The 17,705-nt window shown below is 68.4% G+C and carries 14 protein-coding genes; 4 read left to right on the forward strand and 10 right to left on the reverse strand.

The genetic code is table 11. The features are described from left to right. Positions 1-92 precede the first annotated feature (92 nt). The 5 genes from ACJ8AT_RS01160 to ACJ8AT_RS01180 all read right to left on the reverse strand — a co-directional run bounded on the left by ACJ8AT_RS01160 (position 93) and on the right by ACJ8AT_RS01180 (position 3,700). Positions 93-848, reverse strand: coding sequence for a FecR domain-containing protein (locus ACJ8AT_RS01160; RefSeq protein ID WP_407735652.1), 756 nt, complete (start codon positions 846-848; stop codon positions 93-95). Further along, the gene (locus tag ACJ8AT_RS01165) at positions 845-1,219 is read right to left on the reverse strand and encodes a PEGA domain-containing protein (RefSeq protein WP_407735653.1); all 375 of its coding nucleotides are present in this window, start codon (positions 1,217-1,219) and stop codon (positions 845-847) included. Before ACJ8AT_RS01165 ends, ACJ8AT_RS01160 begins: the two co-directional genes overlap by 4 nt. Further along, positions 1,219-2,382 carry a flagellar assembly protein T N-terminal domain-containing protein gene (locus tag ACJ8AT_RS01170; protein WP_407735654.1) on the reverse strand — a complete coding sequence of 388 codons (1,164 nt, stop codon included), beginning with the start codon at positions 2,380-2,382 and terminating at the stop codon, positions 1,219-1,221. The genes ACJ8AT_RS01165 and ACJ8AT_RS01170 overlap by 1 nt, the downstream gene beginning before the upstream one ends. Positions 2,383-2,395: 13 nt before the next feature. Continuing rightward, on the reverse strand, positions 2,396-3,205 hold the full coding sequence (locus tag ACJ8AT_RS01175; protein WP_407735655.1) for an LPP20 family lipoprotein: 810 nt from the start codon (positions 3,203-3,205) through the stop codon (positions 2,396-2,398). Positions 3,206-3,361: 156 nt separating this feature from the next. Further along, entirely contained in the window at positions 3,362-3,700 is a 339-nt protein-coding gene (locus tag ACJ8AT_RS01180; RefSeq protein ID WP_407735656.1) for a PilZ domain-containing protein, read from the reverse strand. 146 nt (positions 3,701-3,846) lie between these two features. Here ACJ8AT_RS01180 and ACJ8AT_RS01185 point away from each other — a divergent pair, with 146 nt between their 5' ends. Both ACJ8AT_RS01185 and ACJ8AT_RS01190 read left to right on the forward strand, forming a co-directional pair. After that, entirely contained in the window at positions 3,847-4,569 is a 723-nt protein-coding gene (locus tag ACJ8AT_RS01185; RefSeq protein ID WP_407735657.1) for an FKBP-type peptidyl-prolyl cis-trans isomerase, read from the forward strand. Between the two features lie 91 nt (positions 4,570-4,660). Continuing rightward, the gene (locus ACJ8AT_RS01190; protein ID WP_407735658.1) at positions 4,661-5,410 is read left to right on the forward strand and encodes a hypothetical protein; all 750 of its coding nucleotides are present in this window, start codon (positions 4,661-4,663) and stop codon (positions 5,408-5,410) included. A 76-nt stretch (positions 5,411-5,486) separates the two neighbouring features. Here the strand turns inward: ACJ8AT_RS01190 and ACJ8AT_RS01195 are convergent, their stop codons facing one another. The 5 genes from ACJ8AT_RS01195 to ACJ8AT_RS01215 form a co-directional block, all read right to left on the reverse strand. Next, entirely contained in the window at positions 5,487-8,234 is a 2,748-nt protein-coding gene (locus ACJ8AT_RS01195; protein ID WP_407735659.1) for a hypothetical protein, read from the reverse strand. A 32-nt stretch (positions 8,235-8,266) separates the two neighbouring features. Then, entirely contained in the window at positions 8,267-11,272 is a 3,006-nt protein-coding gene (locus ACJ8AT_RS01200; protein WP_407735660.1) for a hypothetical protein, read from the reverse strand. 107 nt (positions 11,273-11,379) lie between these two features. Further along, on the reverse strand, positions 11,380-13,398 hold the full coding sequence (locus ACJ8AT_RS01205) for a hypothetical protein (protein ID WP_407735661.1): 2,019 nt from the start codon (positions 13,396-13,398) through the stop codon (positions 11,380-11,382). A 218-nt stretch (positions 13,399-13,616) separates the two neighbouring features. Further along, the gene (locus ACJ8AT_RS01210; RefSeq protein ID WP_321550266.1) at positions 13,617-13,820 is read right to left on the reverse strand and encodes a cold-shock protein; all 204 of its coding nucleotides are present in this window, start codon (positions 13,818-13,820) and stop codon (positions 13,617-13,619) included. A gap of 120 nt (positions 13,821-13,940) precedes the next feature. After that, complete coding sequence (locus ACJ8AT_RS01215) at positions 13,941-15,800, reverse strand: M2 family metallopeptidase (RefSeq protein ID WP_407735662.1); 1,860 nt, start codon at positions 15,798-15,800, stop codon at positions 13,941-13,943. Between the two features lie 169 nt (positions 15,801-15,969). Between ACJ8AT_RS01215 and ACJ8AT_RS01220 the strand changes: the two genes are divergently transcribed. Further along, the gene (locus ACJ8AT_RS01220; protein ID WP_407735663.1) at positions 15,970-17,070 is read left to right on the forward strand and encodes a hypothetical protein; all 1,101 of its coding nucleotides are present in this window, start codon (positions 15,970-15,972) and stop codon (positions 17,068-17,070) included. Between the two features lie 235 nt (positions 17,071-17,305). Next, positions 17,306-17,695, forward strand: coding sequence for a hypothetical protein (locus ACJ8AT_RS01225; protein WP_407735664.1), 390 nt, complete (start codon positions 17,306-17,308; stop codon positions 17,693-17,695). Positions 17,696-17,705 lie beyond the last annotated feature (10 nt).

The following is a 17,705-nucleotide window of genomic DNA, read 5'->3' on the forward strand; positions in this document are numbered from 1 at the left end:
CCGGGGAGACGGCTCGCCTCTCCTCGGGGGCCTTCAGCGCGCCAGCGCTGCCTTTCTTGCGACGTCCGATGACACGACTCCTCTTCGGCAGCCTACTGGTTGCGATCCACGAAGCGGCCAAACGCATCCTTCATGGCGTTCGTGTCCAGGGGCCTCGCGGTCATCTCCTCACCCACCTCCACCTGCTGGCGGGCCTGGAGCTCGACGAACTTCTGCTCCCACTGCTGCTGGGTGATCTGCTGGGGCCCGGCCACCAGCTTGCGATCCCCCTTCTTCCCGCCCTGGCTGGACGATGATGGGGCCTCCGCCTTCTTGGGCACCTGGGCCGCCACCATCACGCGCCCCTCCACCACGCGCACCACCATGCGCAGCTTCTGCGCCGGCAGGGTCGCCTTCGCCGTCTCGCCGTAGTCCACCCGGAAGATGGTGCCTCGCACACCCGCCACCGCGCGCTCGGTCTTCACCTCGAACTTCGAGTCCGAGCCCGCCAGCGCCTTCTTCACGTGAGCCCAGACCTTGCCGAACCCCAGCGTGGCGATGAACCCCTTGCGCTCCTGGCCCTCGAACGTGGCCTCGTCGATCACCAGCCGGCTGCGCTCCCCGAGCATGAGCACGCTCTCGTCGTTCAGCGTGATCTTCACGTTGGAGGCAGCGCCTACCTCGATGGTGTCGTTGAGCTCGAGCTCCGAGTCGGCATGGAGCGCCTGCGACTGCTCACCGTTCGTGCGCTTCGCCGTCCCCTCCAACAAGGAGACCTTCCCGATGCTCGCCAGCGCGAGCCCCGGCAACACCAGCGCGGCCACCAGCAGCCCCCGCGCGCCAACGGTCGAACTGAGCCATCCCTTCACGGAGCACCCCTCTTGGGAGTCGCCTCGGTCCCCATCGGCCGGAGCCGTACGTTCAGCACGGTCTTGGCTCCATGGGGTTCGAGGTACGTGGTGTACGGCCAGAAGCCTTCCTTCTTCACCTCGATCTGATGCATCCCCTCGCCCACGCGCAGCCCTCGGGGCGCGCCCTGGAAGTCCGTGCAGGACCCCTGGGTGACTCCATCCAGCGACACTTCTCCATCCGGTGGCTCGCAGCGGAGGACGACATCCCCGCTGGGCGCCTCGGCGTTGCGTAGCAGCTCCCGGGCCTGGGCCATCGTCGCCGGCTCGTCCGAGCGCCCGGCGCAGCCCACCATCCCCAGCACCACCGTGGCCCAGCCCCAGCCGCGCATCAGCGTGCCAGGGTGATCTCGACCGTGTTGCCTGTAATCCCCGTCACGCTGACCTTCTTGCCCTTGTACGTCTTCTTGCTCAGGGCCGCGGCGAAGTCATCCGTGGTGCCCACCAGGAGCGCGTCGAAGGTCGCCTTGCCCTTGGTGAAGTCTCCCTGCTTCACGTCCTTCAGGCCGGTGACCGTCTGGGCGAGCAGCTTCTTGAACTCGCTCACCGAGGCGTAGTCCGCCAGCCCCGTCACCGTCACCACCACCGAGTTGCCGTTCTGCTCCGACTTCGACAGGTAGTCCACCACGGCCTTGCGCACGTCCTCGACGATCTTCTGGCCGCGGGTCTTCGCGATGCTGTGCGCGGTCCGCTCGTAGGACACGGAGACCGGCACCCCCTGGCTGTCGAACTTGTCGCTCAGGTGCGCGAGCTGCGTCCCCGAGTCCGTGGCGAACACCGCCAGCTCGAACTCCCCCGTCACCGGGAAGTAGTTGTTCAGCTCGAAGGCGGCCTTCGCCGACTCGTAGCGCATCGACACCGTCCCCGTGACGATGTAGTCCGCGCTCCGCAGATCCTGGATGACCTTCTTGTCGGGCGTGAGCAGCGACACGCCCGAGGAGACCTCCAGCTTCCCGGCCGCGAACGCCGGATCGATGATGCGCCACCCGTCCTTCTGGAAGGTCTCCGCCAGGGTCTGTGACAAGACGTTGGTCTGGGTGATGACCTTGTCGGACGACACCGACTGCTCCTGCAGCACGACGAGCAGGCGGCTGCTCGACAGCCGGCGGACGAGCGCCTTCACCGCCTGCAGATCCTTGTCGAGCTGGGCGGTACCCACCTCCGCGCGGACGGTGACCTTCATCACCCCGCCCTCCTCCTTCTTCTCGAGGATGTCGTACCTGCGGACGTAGCCCGCGCTGTTCGTGAAGATCCGGTCGCTGACGAGCTGGTTGTTGGCCGTCACCGTGTCCGACGACAGCATCACCCCCGCCACCTTCTCCACCGCCTCCCGAAGCGCGGCGTTCTTCGCGTCCTGGACGGCCTTGTCGCGGTTGTTGTCCACGATGGCGGCCTCACCCGTGGCCTCCTGGGTGACGAGCTCAGGCTGTGCGTCGGCAGCCAGCGCCACCGCGGCCAGCAGACAAGAGAGTACCGTCAGCTTCAGCGCCTTCATGTCCGCCCTCACGTTACTGCGTGACGATCGCCACCCGGCCCTCGGCCAGGAACGCGGCATTGGCTTCAGTGAGCTTCTTCAGCGCGTCCTCGGTCAGCACCAGATCCGAGCCCTGCAGCTGTGACGCCTTCACGACCAGGGGCTTCTCGCCCACCAGCACGCTCTTCTGCGCATCCTCGAGGCTCTTGTACCAGGCCGCCACCGCCGAGGACTTGCGGGCGTCGGCGGAGAGGGCCTCCGGGCCGTAGACGGGCTTGCCGGCCGCATCCAGCAGGCGCGGCGCGAGCACGGGCCTGGCGCCCAGCCCCCGAGCGTCCACCACCAGCCCGGTGTACTTCTGCGGGCCCTGCGTGTTCACAGCAATGGCCGCGTCCGTGGCCGGCGCCGGCGTGAGCGCGGACGTGAGCGCCGACAGCGGCACCTCCACGTCCATCTCCACGCCGCTGTCCGAGTAGTAGCGCTTGTTGACGACCTTGAAGCCGCGGACGACGCCCTCGACGCGGCCGCGAACCTCGTCGCTGGCCATGGCGTCACCTACCGTGTGGCCGGCGCTGATCTGCACGCCCTTGGCCTGCTCCAGCAGGTTGCGGAACGCGTCCATCTTCGCCGCGCGCTCGGCGCCCAGCCGCGCCTGGGCCGGGTTGGAGGCCTTCAGGTCCGGAGCGCCCGCCCCGGTGGCCCGGAGGATCTGTCCCTCCCAGTTGACGCCCGCCTCGGGCTTCGCGGCGGGGGCGGCCACGGGGGCAGCAGGCTTCGCATCCTTGCCCTGGGCGGCAGCCGACAGCGGCACGACCAGGGCCAGCATCCACAACGAGCGCTTCACGGGGGGCCTCCGTCCTCACATACGGTGAGTCGACGCGACTGAATGGCGAGCCATTCAACAGACCGGCTCTCCACCAAGTCAAGGCGCGCTCCCACCGGAGCACGCCCGCTTGCTGCCAGTCCCCGCTCTGGAAGCCCCAAACCGCGACGCGACGCGTCAGTTTCCCTGGGCGTTCTTGCTGACGTAGGCGTCGATCATCCGGCGGTGCCGCTCGGTGAGGAGCGTGAAGCGGATACCGGAGTGCTCGCGGCGAGCCAGATCCAGCTCGGCCCACTCGCGCACCACCTCGCCCTCCGCGTAGATGACCTCTTCCGAGCCCGGCAGCTGGAACTGGAGGCCCACCCGCCGCGCGTGGTGCTGCGGCTCGATGAGCTGCGCCAGGCTGAGGCCCTCCTGGCTGATGTCGGAGGCGCGGGTCAGGTAGGGCACTCCGCCCATGTACTTGTTCAGATAAATGTCGATTGGAGCCCGCTTCGCCTTCCGCTGTTCGCTCATCTGGTCCCTCGCGTGTTGCAACAACCTGCTCCCACCGTGAAGCAGGCTGTTGCGCAGGGTAGAAGCAAACAGAGCGCTGGCAAGAAAACGGCCGGCTGGCTCGAGGGGAGCCCTATAGTTTCGCCGCTCTTGCGAGAGGAGACAGCATGCGAACGATGTTGTTGGCGACGATGGTCATCGGCCTCATGGCCTCCCAGGCGCGAGCCCAGGGCAAGGCGAAGCCAGCGTCCACCGCGACGCAGCCCCCGGCGTCCAGCGCCGCCCAGCCGCAGACGGATGACGAGAAGACCCTCTATTCATTTGGGTACAACTACGGAAAGAGCCTCACCCTGCTCGGCATGAGCCCCTCCGAGCTGGAGCTCTTCAAGAGAGGCCTCACGGAGGGCAACACTGGCGCCCCTCCCGCCGTGGACGTGGATCGCTATGGTGCTCCCCGCGCGATGCAGGCGCTGACCCAGGGCAGGCAGGACAAGGCCAACGAGGCCTTCCTGCAGAGGGCCGCGCAGGAGAAGGGCGCGGTGAAGCTCCCCTCGGGCGTCGTCTACAAGGAGGTGAAGGCGGGCACCGGTCCCAGCCCCAAGTCCACGGACACCGTGGGCGTCAACTACCGGGGCACGCTCATCAGTGGTGATGAGTTCGACAGCTCGTACAAGCACGGCCAGATCGCCGAGTTCCCCCTCAACGGGGTCATCCCCTGCTGGACGGAGGGCATCCAGAAGATGAAGGTCGGCGGGCAGGCCAGGCTCGTGTGCCCCGCCAAGACCGCCTACGGCGACCGCCCTCCCCCGAGCTCCAAGATCATCCCGAACTCCGTCCTCGTGTTCGACGTGGAGCTGGTGAGCCTCCCCGGCGACACGTCCAAGCACTAGCCCGGAAGGCCCCCGGGAAAGAGGCAGGGGCTTCAGAGCGGCCTGGGAACAGCCATGGTCTGGCGGGGCGATGGCGGTAATATCGCCCCCCATGAACAAATCCCTCCTCGTAGCCGCAGGGGTGCTTCTGGCACCCGTGGCCTTCGCCGATGAGCCGTCTCCCTTGGAGCAGCGCCTCGACAGCATGGACCGCTTCTTCCCGCTGTCCGAGAGCGCGGCCACTCCGCCCACGGATGTGCGCGCGGAGACGACGGGCCAGGCCACCTCGAGCGACTCGGAGCAGGGCTACGGAGTGACTCAGCAGGTGGAGGTGGTGCTGGTGAAGCACCTGGCCCTGCGGGCTGGCGCGGAGCTGCGCAATGGCTCCCATGGCTTCACGCCGATCGCCCAGGGCAAGTACCAGTTCCTGCGCCAGAGCGAGCACGGGCTGAACGCCTCGGGAGGCCTGCGCTACAAGCAGGTGGGCTTCCAGTCCGACGGCGGCGAGGTGGAGAGCTTCTTCGCGGTGGGGCGGCGCTTCGGCAAGCTGCTGGCCACGGGCAACCTGGTGGCGGGCCGGGAGCTGAGCCACGGCGGCATGGACATCGAGGGCCACGCGGGCGTGGGCTACCTGCTCACCGAGCGCCTGATGGTCGGCGCCAACGCGCGCATCCAGCAGGAGGTGGAGGACGAGGAGGGAGAGCTGGGGCACACGGGCCGCGAGTTCGAGCTGCTCAGCGGCGGCGTGGTGGGCTACACCTGGGACGTGGTGGATCTGTCGCTGATGGGAGGCTGGTACATGCCGCGCGCCTCCAACAGCAGCGGGCCGCTGGCCATGCTGCGCCTGGGCGTCAACTTCTAGCGCTCCCCTGCTGCTCCTCGCCGCCCCGGTGCTGGGGCGGCGAGGTCCTTCCATGCCTCGTCGCGCTCGGAGCCGATTACGGCCCGATGACGATGAGGCGGCCGATCCCGAAGCCGTTGCGGCTCACCACGTCCACCCCGGCGCGGGTGCGCAGCGCGCCGTTGAACGCGGCGATGGGGCCGGTGGTCCCGTCAAAGACGGTGCCCGGCGTGGCTCCCGGCGCCAGCTCGAGCTTCAGCGTGTACAGCACGGTGCCCTGGGCGATGGTCGAATCGGTAGGCACCGCGCCCGCCCCATCCGCCTTCTGGCTCTGAGCGGTGACGAGCACGCCCTGCATCGGCCCGCTGGCGGGCAGCACGGCCTTGGCGGCCATGGGGTTATGCCCCGGAGGCAGCGCCGAGCCGGGCACGAACCCATCGGTGGCCAGGCGCACGCGGGACGCATCCGCCGGCAGGTTGAAGCCCACGCCGAAGCCCTTCAGCTCCTTCGACGCCACCAGATCCAGGACCAGCAGCGTGGGGGTCGAGGCCGGGTTGCGCACGAGGCGGAGATCGCCCCCCGTGGGATCGGTGTAGACGAGCGCCGTGATGGCGGCCCCGACGTCGAAGCCCGCGCTGTCCGCCGTGATCACATCCAGGGAGGCGCGCAGGGTGTAGCCCGTACCGGCCTGATCCACGCCCAGGTCCTTGAAGGCAGCCCGGCCGTTCGCCACCGGCACCGAGAGCGTGCCCTTCAGGGCCGCGGAGGCGGGGTTGTTGCCCAGGGCGACCGTGACAGTCCCCGAGGCCGTGGACGCCAGGTTGCCGTAGGCATCGGAGACCTCGACGACGGGGGCCTGGCTCAGCGGCAGGTTGGACGGTCCACCCTGGGGCTGGGTCGCGAACGCCAGCTGCGCGGGGGCCGCGTGCGTCACGGTGAAGGCGTCACCCGTCGCGCTGCCGCCTCCCACGACCACGGACCGCAGCCGGTACGAGCCCGCGCGCTGAGCGCTCAGCCCGTCGAAGGTGGCCAGGCCGTTGGTGACCGCCAGCTCCGTGGTGCCCTGCAGCGCCGCGCTCGTGGGCGCAGCGGCCAGCTCGAGCCGGACGGTGCCATCGGCCAGGTTGCCGAACGCATCCGTCACCTGCACGCTCACGGCGGGAGAGAACGCCGAGCCCGCCACGGCCGCGGTGGGGCCGGCGGTGAACGACACATGCTCCGCGGGGGCGGCGCTCACGTTCAGAGACTGGCTGGCCCCGGAGGGACCGCTGGCGCCCACCGTGGCCTGCAGGGTGTAGCTGCCCGCCTTCTGGAGGCTCAGGCCGCTGAAGGTGGCCTGACCGTTGGTGGCCTCCACATCCGTGAGGCCCTGGAGCGTCACGCCCGTGGGCGCGGAGAGCAACCCCACGTGGACGGTGCCCTGAGCCGCGTTGCCGAACGCATCCGTCACCTGCACGCTCACCGCGGGCGAGAAGCCCTTGCCCGCCACGGCGGAGGTGGGCGACGCCGTGAACTGCACGGAGGACGCCGCAGCCGCGGTCACGCTGAACGCCCCGCTCGTCGCGCTGGGCCCGCTGGCGCCCACCGTGGCCCGCAGGGTGTAGCTGCCCGCCTTCTGGAGGCTCAGGCCGCTGAAGGTGACATCCCCGCTGGTGGCGTCCGCCTGCGTGGTGCCCTGGAGCGTCACGCCCGCGGGCGGAGAGACCAGATCGACGTGGACCGTGCCGCTGGTCGCATTGCCGAACGCATCCTCCACATGCACGCTGGGAGCCGGGCTGAACCCCACGCCCGCGGTGGCGGCGGAGGGAGCCGCGGCGAACGACACCTTCGCGGCGGCCGCCGGCGAGATGACGAACTCCTGGCTGGTCGCGGGGATCCGCTGCTGCCCGGAGGACGCCTCGAGGGTGTAGCCGCTGCCGGCCTTCACCACCTTGAGATCCGCGAACGTCGCCACGCCCTGGGTGAACGAGGCATGCTGCGTCCCGGAGAGGCTGGCGCCGTTGGCACTGCCGAGCTTCACCAGCACCTCGCCCGTGGCCCTGTCGTCCACGTTGCCATGCGAGTCACGCGCCTCCACCTTCACCGTGCCCAGCAGCTCGCCCGCGGTGGCGCTGGCCGGCTGGCTGGTGAAGGCCAGCCACAAGCCGTTGCCGGGCTTGACCTTGAAGGGGGTGCTCTCCGCCACCTTGAGGCTCGCGGCGCTGAACTTCAGGGTGAAGTCACCCACCTTGTCGACCATGAGATCGCTGAACGTGGCGACCCCCTGGGAGACCGTCGCCGTGCGAGCACCCAGGATCTGCGCGCCCGTGTTCGCCGGATCCACGAGCGTGGCGGACACCTCACCCGAGGCGCCAGTCGCCGCGTTGCCGTGAGCATCCACCACGCGCACCTGGACGGTCGGCGCGATGGGCTGCCCCACCGTCGCCTCGCTCGGGCCCACGACGATCTCGAGGCCCTTCGCGGCGCCGTGCGACACCGCGAACGGCGTGCTGACGGCCTCCTTGCCCGAGAAGGCGGCCTTGAGGACGAACCCGCTGCCCACCTTGGGCACCGAGATGTCCGAGAACGTGGCCTGCCCCTTCGAGAGCGGCTGGCGGAGGGTTCCCTCCAGCGTCGCGCCCTCGGGCCCCGCGTAGAGCGACAGCTCCACCTCACCCTTGGCGTCCGTGACGGTCTTGCCGTCCTCGTTGCGCAGGGTGATCTGGAAGCTGCTCAGCGCCTGATCCGCCGTACCGTCCGAGGGCTGGGTGGTGAAGGCCAGCGTCCGCTTGGAGGTGTCCTCCCCGCACCCGGCGAGCACCGTCAGCCCGACGAGGAGCACGGAAAAGAGTGTCTTGAACCGCAAGGTCGTCTGCTCCGAGAAAAGAGAGTGGCTGTTCACGGCCGGCCTCCGAAGTGCTGCAGCAGCGCGGAGAGGTCAGCGTCATCGATACCGTTTACCTGGCCCGTCATGTCCTGGTTCCACTCGTAGAAGGGAGTCTCGGTGGTGGCCGGCGAAGTGCCCAGGCGGCTGGAGGTGGCCAGGATGTCCTGGAAGTCGATCTGCAGGTTGCGATCCCAGTCCCCGTTGCCGTTGACACCCTTCTCCGCCGTGGCGGACGGGTAGATCTCCCAGAGGCCTCGGCCGAAGGTGGCCGCGCGCACGAAGGCGCCCGTCTTGCTGAGGAAGAGGTCATCCACCCAGACCATGGGCATGCCCGCGCCGAAGCGCTGCCACGTCTGGCCACCGTCCGTGGTGCGGTACACGCCGATGAAGTTGCCCACGTAGATCGTCTGGTTCGTGGTGTCGCTGGGATCGTAGCGGACCACGTCCACCGGCAGGTTGGGCAGGTCGCTGGTGCCGTTGCCCTTGAGCGGCTGGAACGTCTGGCCGCGATCCTGGGTGATGAACAGGTGGCCCAGGGCGTCCGGAATCGGAGTGCCCGCGCTGGTCGTCGTGGCCACGCTCGCCACGACGAAGACATCCCCCAGCGGCTTGCCCGAGGGGCCCGGCGGGAAGTCGATGCTGGAGGTGCTCAGCATCCGCTCGTCCGTGGAGAGCGTACCGTCGTTGTTGAGGTCAACCCCGAGCAGATTGCTGCGCGTCCAGGTGCACTGGCTGGCCGGAGTGGTCAGCGTGCAGTTGCTCGTCACGCGGAAGCGGCCGCCGCTGGTGGCCACGCCGATCAGACCGTCCCACACGGTCGACGGGAAGAGGTTGCGGTGGATGCCAGAGGAGCACGCCCCGGTATCGGGCGGGCCCGCCGGGTCCCCGAGCATCTCCCAGGAGTTGCTGGAGAAGAACGGATCACCCACGTAGCGCCACACGCCCTTGTCCGTGACGGTGAGGACCGCGGGCCCGGTCTCCGCCGTGGTGGTGCGAATGGGCTGCAGGCGCGTGAGGAACTGGTTGGCCGTCCCGTCACCCGAGCAGGGCAGCGTCGGGTAGTCCTGCGGGGGCCCGTAGAGGAACCAGTTCTCGCCTCGGTTGCAGTCCATCGTGTCGGGATCGCACAGGCGAATCGACACGTTGTAGACGGAGCCATACAAGATCCGGTCGCCCGGGGACTCCGCGGCCGCGGCGCCGATGCCGTCACCGCCGATGATCTGGTTGAACGTCGTCGGGAACTCCGGGCTGTCGCGGTAGCGCGTGCCGTTGTCCTGGAGGCCGCCGTAGACGAGGAAGGGGTTGCCCGTGGCCTCGTCTCCCGAGGCGATGTTGTAGAACAGATGGGAGACGATGCCCCGGTTGGGGTAGTCCCACCGGACGGTGCGATCGGAGGGGGCGCTGGTCGTGAAGACGTTGCGCGACACGAAGAGGCCGCCGTCCGTGCCGGCGATGGCGATGTAGCCACCCGTCGACGGACGCACGATCTTCAGCACATGCCAGTCCGCATGCGCGTACGGCAGCCGCCCATCCGCCGTCTGCCCGCCGTTGCCGGAGGGCAGCCAGTGGGTGACCAGCTCCCAGGTGGGCGAGGAGTTCGTCCCAGTAGTCGTCCGGATCGCGCACAGCGAGCCGCCGATGAGCACGTTGTTGCTGTTGGCCGGATCCACCGCGACGACCTGGTCGTACCAGGCCTGGCCCGTCTGCACGTTCTGGCTCCGGCAGTTCGTGCTGGAGGTGGTGGGGTTGCGCAGCGTCCCCAGGGCGCTCACGAACGTGGCGCCGGAGTCCGTGGAGCGCCAGATGCCCGCGCCGCTCGTCGTGTCGGTGGCGGCCACCTGGGCGTAGATGACCGTCGTCCCGTCCGCGGCAGGGGTGCCACCCGCGATGTCGATGCGCGCCACGCTCGTGCTGGGCAGCGCGCCGGCCACCGCACGCGAGCTCCAGGTAGCGCCCGCGTCACTGGAGGTCCAGATGTCGCCCGGGCCCGCCTCGCCGCTGGCGACCCAGCGGCTCATGCCATTGACGGTGCCAGCATAGACAATCGACCAGATGGCATCGATCGCCGGGGTGGCGTTGGGCAGGTCCACCAGCGCATAGGTCTGCCCGCCATCCACCGAGCGGAACATGCCCACGTCGGTGCCCACCAGGACCGTGTTGGAGTTGGAGGGATCCACCGCGATGGCGCGCACGCTCAACGCCTCCACCGAGGCGCCGCCCCCCGCCGGGGGATAGGTGCCGGTCAGCCGCACCATCGGCGACCAGGTGATGCCGCCGTTGGTGCTCTTCATCATGTGTCCGCTGGGCGAGTCCGTGAAGTCACCGAGGCCCGCGTAGATCGTCTCCGGATCGTTCGGATCCATGGCGATCGCGCCGACGGCCAGGTTTCCCGTCGTCTCGGTGATCGGGTACCAGATCGGGTTCTTCTCGTTGAAGGAGAACGTCTTCCAGATACCGCCGCCCGAGGTGGAGGTGTAGGCGACGTTCGGGTTGGCGGGGTTGACCGCGATGCCCGTGGTGCGGCCGGAGTCCACCTGCAGGTACTCGGTGCCGTTGAACTGGTAGCGCGCGTCCGTCGGGCCCAGGTTGACCCACGTCTTGCCGGGCGCGTTCATCGCCGAGGGCGAGACCAGGTTCTTATCGGGGCCCGCGGCCTGGTTCTTCGGCATCAGGTCCTGCCACCGAGCCGCCTCCTGCCGAGCAATCCGGGCTACCGCGTCGGCCGACTCGGAGGTCGTCTCGCCGTAGTAGTTGCGCCGCGCCATCTTGCGCAGCATCGCCTCGTCCCAGACCTCGTCCTCGGCGCCCTCGGCCTCGTTCTCCTCGAGCTCCTCGGAGGCCTGCGGGGTGAGGACGTAGGGGCTCTCCTTGTCGTCCGTCTTGATGAAGTCAGCGAGCTGCGCGCGGTGGTTGACGTTGCGCCACCGTCGGTAGGCACTCACGCCCGTGGGGACCAGGGCGGCTGAGAGGCCAATACCAATGATGGCTCCTACCAGGACTCGTTTCTGCAGGGCCAAATCGAATCTCCTCGGAGATCCAGAGGGGGAAGGCCCGGCAGAGTAACGAATCCGTTGTCTGGATGGCAAAGCGGAGCCGAAACCCCGCAGCCCGTCCGGACTTGCGGTTATTTCCCGAGCGCGGCCTCGGTGGCGCGCAGCAGCGGCTCGGCGCTCACGGGCGAGCCCGTGGCGTTCACCATCCACTGGTCCGGCGTCACCGAGCCGTAGCGGGCCATGCGCTCGAACTCCGCGCCCAGGGGGCCCTTGCGCCTCATCTGCTCCTCGATCTGGAAGGCGATCAGGTGGCCCAGCGGGTAGTCCGGCAGGTACATGGGATAGGCGATCATGTGGCTGTAGATGCCCAGCAGCGGCGTGCCCTGCCCTCCCAGCACCGGCGCGTAGTAGCGATCCCAGATCTCCTTCGCGATCGCCGCCGTCGCGTCGCGGAGCTGCGCGGGCGTGGCATCCGGATGGTCATACATCCAGTGCCACACCGCGGTGTCCACGAGAGCGACGCCCGCGATCTCCCACGTGGACCAGAAGTCGTTGAGCACCCGCTCGCGCTCGGCCACCGCGTCCGGCTTGCCCAGCCCGAGCAGCTCCTGATCCCGCGCCTGGAAGACGAAGGCCAGCGCCTCGGTGAAGGCGTTGTTGGGCACTCCGGACAGCAGCGTGTGGTCCACGTCGTAGAGCGAGAACACCTGCTCCACGTTGTGCCCCAGCTCGTGCACGGCGATGTTGTAGCCCTTGTAGTTCATCCCGTCCTTCTCCACCCGGGTGCGCAGGTGGGGGAAGTCGCCGCGCCGCATCGCCTGCATGGCGTGGCCCGCGCCGCGCGAGGGATCCACCCGGATGTGCTCGGCCAGGTACGAGGCCCGCTCCTTCGAGAAGCCCAGCCCCTGGAGGATGCGGGGGATGTCCTTCGCGAAGGCCTCGGGCGTCGGGTAGCGCTGGCGGGTCAGCTTGTCCAGGTCGGCCTCGGAGCGAGAGGAGCCCGGCCGGAACCCGTTGAACCACAAGTCCTGCGGCTCCAGCTTGCGCCCCAGCCGCTGCTCGATCAGCTGCGCCACCCGAGGCACCAGCGGCGAGGTGAGCACCTGCGTCAGCAGCGCCTTCACCCGCTCCTCGGGGATCTCCCGCTGGAACTCGAAGGTGCGGGCGATCTGCGTCGGCGCCACCGGCACGTAGGGATCCACGTGGCGCGCGGCGTGGAAGTGCGCCAGCAGCCGCGCGTACCGCGTGTCCGGCTCGGGCGCGGGCTCCTCCGTGGCCGGCTTCGCCGGGGCGTCCGCCTCTAGCTCCTCCGGCGGAGTCACCGAGACGGAGTTGGTGAACGGATCCCAGTCCACCCGAGGGTTGTTGATGACGATCGCCGGGATCGTCTGGGTGACGATGCGCTCCATCACCTTGATGATCAGCCGCTGCTTGGCGGGACCCTGCTCCTTGTCCGCGTAGTCCGCCTTGAGCTCGTCGCGCAGGTTCCAGTGGCTGATGAGGCGCAGGCCCTTGGGGAAGGGCCGCCGCCGCTCCTTCCCGTCCAGCACGTGGTGCATCCAGATGTTGTACTCGGCGATGTAGAGATCCGCCGCCGCGCCCGCGCTGGAGACCTCCTGCTGCACGTCGGCGGGGACCCGCCGGTAGAAGCGCCCGGCCAGCCGCATCTCGGCCCACTGGCGGCGCGAGTAGTCCTGGGCGTGCGCGGTGCGCTCGGCCAGCGTGGTGAGCGGGAAGTTCAGCAGCACCACGAAGCCGAGCTTCGACTGGAACAGGTCATCGGTGAGGTGCGCGCTCGGATCGTACGCGGCCATCACCGGGTCCACCGGCAGCAGCGGCCCCACGTCCACGTCCGAGGCCCACCGCAGCTCACGGCCCAGCTCGTTGAAGTGGCCATCGAGCTGCTCGAAGATCCGCTCGAAGCGCTCGAAAGTGGCGTCGAGGACCTTCTGATCCGAGATGAAGTTCTCGCGAGCAAACGCCGCCAGATCCCCATCCTCCGGGCGCCACAGCCCCGCCACCTGCTCCACGCCGCGCTCGATCCGCGCCCGCTGAGCCTCGCCGTGCTTCACCACCAGCTCCGCCTTCAGCGCCCCGGTGTCCGGCTTCTGCGAGGGCGAGGGAGCAGCCTTGCTCGGTGAGGACGTCATGGGTGAGGCCTCCGGGGAAGCGGGCGCTGGCTGCGCCGAAGACTCAGTCGGCGCCGAGGGAGCGCCTGTCTGCGCGGTGGCACAACCGAGCATCGTCAGCAGGGGGAGCAGTCGAGCGGAGCGGGGCAGGAACGTACGCAAGCACAGCCTCCAGAAAAGCGAAGAGGGCCCGACCCTCTCGGATCGGACCCTCCAGTGCAACGAAGAACGAGAGCTGGCTAGGCCGCGCGCACGTTCTGGGCCTGCAGGCCCTTGGGGCCTCGCGTCACCTCGAACTGGACCTTCTGCCCCTCCTGGAGGGTGCGGAAGCCATCCATGTTGATGGCGGTGTGGTGGCAGAACACGTCCTCGCCACCGCCGTCCTGAGTGATGAAACCGAACCCCTTTGCATCGTTGAACCACTTCACAGTTCCAGTAGCCATTGCTCTCTTCTCTTCTTTGTTCTTCACGGACGCGGAAATCGCCGTCCGGTCCCTACGAGAAAACCCGTTAGAGCACCTCAGAATGTAAGCGGGCGCGCCACCCGTGTCCACACGGGAAAGCTACCAGCCACACGTCTGGCCCTTGTTCTGCGCCTTCAGCCACTGGTGGAGCGGAGCGAAGTACTCGATGAGGGGCGAGGCATCCATCTCGCGCTTGCCCGTCATGACGAAGAGCGCGTCCTGCCACGGCTTGCTGGCGCCCAGCTCCAGCATGGCCTGCAGCCGCTTGCCGGCCTCCTTGTTCCCGTAGACGGAGCACTCGTGCAGCGGGCCCTTGTAGCCCGCGGCCTCGCACATGGCCTTGTGGAACTGGAACTGGAGGATGCGGGCCAGGAAGTAGCGCGTGTACGGCACGTTGGCCGGCACGTGGTACTTGGCGCCCGGATCGAAGTCCTGCTCGGAGCGCGCCACCGGAGCGGAGACGCCCTGGTACTTCTCGCGCAGCGCCCACCACGCCTTGTTGTAGTCCTTGGGCGAGGTCTTCCCCGCGAAGATGTCCCAGCGCCACTGATCGATCAGCAGACCGAAGGGCAGGAACGCCACCTTGTCCAGCGCGTCCTTCATCTGCAGGTTGATGAGGTTCTTGTCGTTCTTCTCCACGTCCTTCAGCAGGCCGATCTGCTTGAGGTAGGCCGGGGTGATGGAGAGCGTGATCGCGTCACCGATGGCCTCGTGGAAGCCGTCGTTGGCACCGGCCTGATAGAGCACCGGGAGGTTGTAATAGTAGGTGTAGTAGTAGTCGTGCCCGAGCTCGTGGTGGATGGTGACGAGATCCTCCTCGGTGGGCTTGATGCACATCTTGATGCGCAGATCGTTGTTGAAGGTGACGTCCCAGGCGCTGGCGTGGCAGACGACCTCGCGGTCGCGCGGCTTGGTGAGCATCGAGTGCTCCCAGAAGCTGGCCGGCAGCGGCTTGAGCCCGAGCGAGGTGAAGAAGCCCTCGCCCGTCTTCACCATCTTGATGGCGTCATAGCTCTGCGCCTTGATCGACGCCGTCACGTCCAGGTTCGCCTGCCCGGGGTACGGCTCCACCAGGGGATAGATGTTGTTCCACTCCTGGGCCCACATGTTGCCCAGCAGGTGCGCCGGGATGGGCTTGCCCATGGGCACCTTGTCCGCGCCGTACTTCTGGGCGAGCCGGGCGCGCACGTAGCAGTGGAGATCGTCGTACAGCGGCTTCACCTGCATCCACAGGCGCTGGACATCCTTCTCGAAGGCGTCCGGGGACATGTCATAGGCGGACTTCCAGAGGTCGCCCGTGTTGGAGAAGCCGATCTCCTTGGAGCCCTCATTGCCCAGGGTGACGAAGCGCTCGTAGAGCGGGCGCATGGGCGGAGAGATGCTGTGCCAGCCGGTCCACGCGTCGAGCAGCTCGTTGTAGTCGCGGCTGGCGGCCATCACATCCTCCAGCTCGCCGAGATCCTTGCAGGTCTCCTTCCCGGCCTGATCCTTCTTGCAGTACTTGCCCTTACCGTAGGCGCCCTCGAGCTTGGCGGCGATGGAGGCCATCTCGGCGCGCTTCTGAGGATCCGAGGGCGCGGCGATGGACGAGTTGACCCGCAGCAGGTGCAGCGTGCGAGCCGTGTCCGGATCCAGCTTCAGCCCGTCGAAGCGGCGCGAGTCCTTGATGGCCTGGTTCATATAGGCCAGCACGTCCTCGTTGATCCAAGCGGCGTTCTGCTCGGTGTCGTCGGTGATGTACGTGGACTTGATCCACTCGGCGGTGGCCTGCTTCACCATGAGGCGCTTGAGCTCGGTGTTGATGCGCTCCACGAACTTCTTCGCCTCTTCGACGGTGGGCTTCGCCTGCTTGGAAGGACTCGCGGGGCCTTGCCCCTGAGCCGCCGCAGGCAGGGCGGACAGCAGCGCGACCGCACAGGCCGCACGCAGGGTGGACAGCGGGGAGAGGTGTCGAATCATGGCGCGCGACCCTAGAGGAACCGCTCCCCGAAGGCACCCTGAAACGTTGGGTCCCCATGGGTGACGCAGCGCGAAAAGCCCACGGCTCTACAACATGTCTGCTCGGAGGCCGGGCGGGCACAATCCGGGCGCCCTCGCGCTGGACTGCTCGGCGTTGCAGCTTGGAGTCATGCTGCTGGGACTGACAGGGGATCCCCGATGGCCCGTGCCCGCCGAGGCCCTCGTGGAGGCGCGTTGCTTCCTCGAGCGCCAGAAGGACCGGCACGTCGTGGTGGCCCCTCACACGGATGTGGATGGCCTGTCCTCCGGTGTGCTCGCCCTGCGGGCGCTCCGGACCTTGGGGGCCCGCACCACGCCCCGGCTCCCCGGCAAGGGGGAGCATGCCCACTCGCCCGCCTTTCAGGAGCGCCTGCGCGGCGCGGGTGCCGAGGCGCTCGTGGTGCTTGATATGGGGAGCCGTCCCGCTCCCATCGTCCCGGGCCTGCCGACGCTCGTCGTCGATCACCACCCGTCCACCGAGTTCCCCGAGGGCGCGCTGGTGCTCTCCAGCTCCGGCCATGAGCCCGTCGCTCCCACCAGCTTGCTGACCTATGCGCTCGTCTCACCGCTGATCGTCCCCGGTCCGCTGGAGTGGCTGGCGGTGCTCGGGACGGTGGCGGATCTCGGCGCGGAGACAGCCCTGCCCTCTCTCAAGGACGCGCTGCGGCGCGCGGGCCGCAAGGCCATCACCGAGGCCGTGGCGCTGCTGAACGCCGCTCGGCGCTCCTCCCGCTTCGCCGCGCCCCTGGCGCTCGAGGTGCTGATGCGAGCCGGGAGCGCCTCGGACATCAGCGAGGGCCGCATCCCTGGCGTGGATGCGCTCCGAGACTGCCGCCTCGAGGTCCAGCGAGAGGTGGCCCGCTGCGCGAAGGCGCCGCCCCGCTTCTCGGGCAAGGTGGCGCTGCTGCTGTTCAGCTCGGGCGCCCAGGTCCACCCGCTGGTGGCCGTCCGCTGGGCCCAGCGGCTGCCGGAGCACATCGTCGTCGCCGCCAATGCGGGCTACCTGCCCGGGCGCGTGAACTTCTCCCTGCGCAGCCGCGAGCCCAGGGATCTGATCGAGTTCCTGCGAGGGCTCAACCTGCCCCCCTTCCAGGGAGAGTTCGCCCACGGCCATGCCCACGCCACCGGTGGGAGCCTCTCCGCGCGCGAGTTCCTCCGCTTCACCGAGGCGCTCGGCTTCCGAGGCCTCCAGGCGAACGACGTGGAGCGGCGCGGCGTCGCTCCAGGCTGAGCCGCTGACCGCGACTTCAGCAATGACAAGGTGGACGCGGGAGAGATCGGCGCGGGCCTGCAAGAGGAAGAGCCTGGATTCCGAGGAAGTCCTCGGAGTGAGTCCCGGGCTCTTCCCTTTTGTCCACCTGAGTCAGGCCGTGCTCCTGGAGTGGGACTGACTCATCTCGTGGGCGCGATCGGTCACCTGTTATGGTGCCCACCTTCGCTGAGCCGAGCGGCAGAGAAGGTGCACCATGAAGATGACCCTGCAGTACGACGCGGCCAACGACATCTACCTGCTGACGTGCGTTGAAGTGCGAATCGACAGCGTGACGTCGCTCCAGGAGTGGTCCACTCAGATCCGCGAGCTGCTCAATCCCCTGCCGAAGAAGATCTACCTGGCCATCGACATCCGGGACTTCCACCTCTCGGCGCAGATGGCGCCCGCGTACGGCCCGCTCGCCAAGGAGATCGTCACCCGCTACACGCTGGGCACGGTCCGCTTCGGCTCCGCGGAGAACACGACCCGCGCGGCCATCCGCCTGCAGGCCAGCCTCAACCAGTACCCTTCCAACATCATGCCGGACCTCGAGACCGCGGCCGCCGTCCTCAAGGAGATCCGCGAGCTGTCCGGCAAACGCTGAACCCCCCTCG

Source organism: Hyalangium sp., assembly GCF_045802625.1.
GTDB lineage: Bacteria > Myxococcota > Myxococcia > Myxococcales > Myxococcaceae > Hyalangium.

Bases quoted from the DNA above. Each gene is read 5' to 3' on its own strand.
- ACJ8AT_RS01165 (WP_407735653.1), bottom strand. From the start codon at position 1,219: ATGCGCGGCTGGGGCTGGGCCACGGTGGTGCTGGGGATGGTGGGCTGC.
- ACJ8AT_RS01170 (WP_407735654.1), bottom strand. From the start codon at position 2,382: ATGAAGGCGCTGAAGCTGACGGTACTCTCTTGTCTGCTGGCCGCGGTG.
- ACJ8AT_RS01180 (WP_407735656.1), bottom strand. From the start codon at position 3,700: ATGAGCGAACAGCGGAAGGCGAAGCGGGCTCCAATCGACATTTATCTG.
- ACJ8AT_RS01185 (WP_407735657.1), top strand. From the start codon at position 3,847: ATGCGAACGATGTTGTTGGCGACGATGGTCATCGGCCTCATGGCCTCC.
- ACJ8AT_RS01190 (WP_407735658.1), top strand. From the start codon at position 4,661: ATGAACAAATCCCTCCTCGTAGCCGCAGGGGTGCTTCTGGCACCCGTG.
- ACJ8AT_RS01205 (WP_407735661.1), bottom strand. From the start codon at position 13,398: ATGACGTCCTCACCGAGCAAGGCTGCTCCCTCGCCCTCGCAGAAGCCG.
- ACJ8AT_RS01210 (WP_321550266.1), bottom strand. From the start codon at position 13,820: ATGGCTACTGGAACTGTGAAGTGGTTCAACGATGCAAAGGGGTTCGGT.
- ACJ8AT_RS01215 (WP_407735662.1), bottom strand. From the start codon at position 15,800: ATGATTCGACACCTCTCCCCGCTGTCCACCCTGCGTGCGGCCTGTGCG.
- ACJ8AT_RS01220 (WP_407735663.1), top strand. From the start codon at position 15,970: ATGCTGCTGGGACTGACAGGGGATCCCCGATGGCCCGTGCCCGCCGAG.
- ACJ8AT_RS01225 (WP_407735664.1), top strand. From the start codon at position 17,306: ATGAAGATGACCCTGCAGTACGACGCGGCCAACGACATCTACCTGCTG.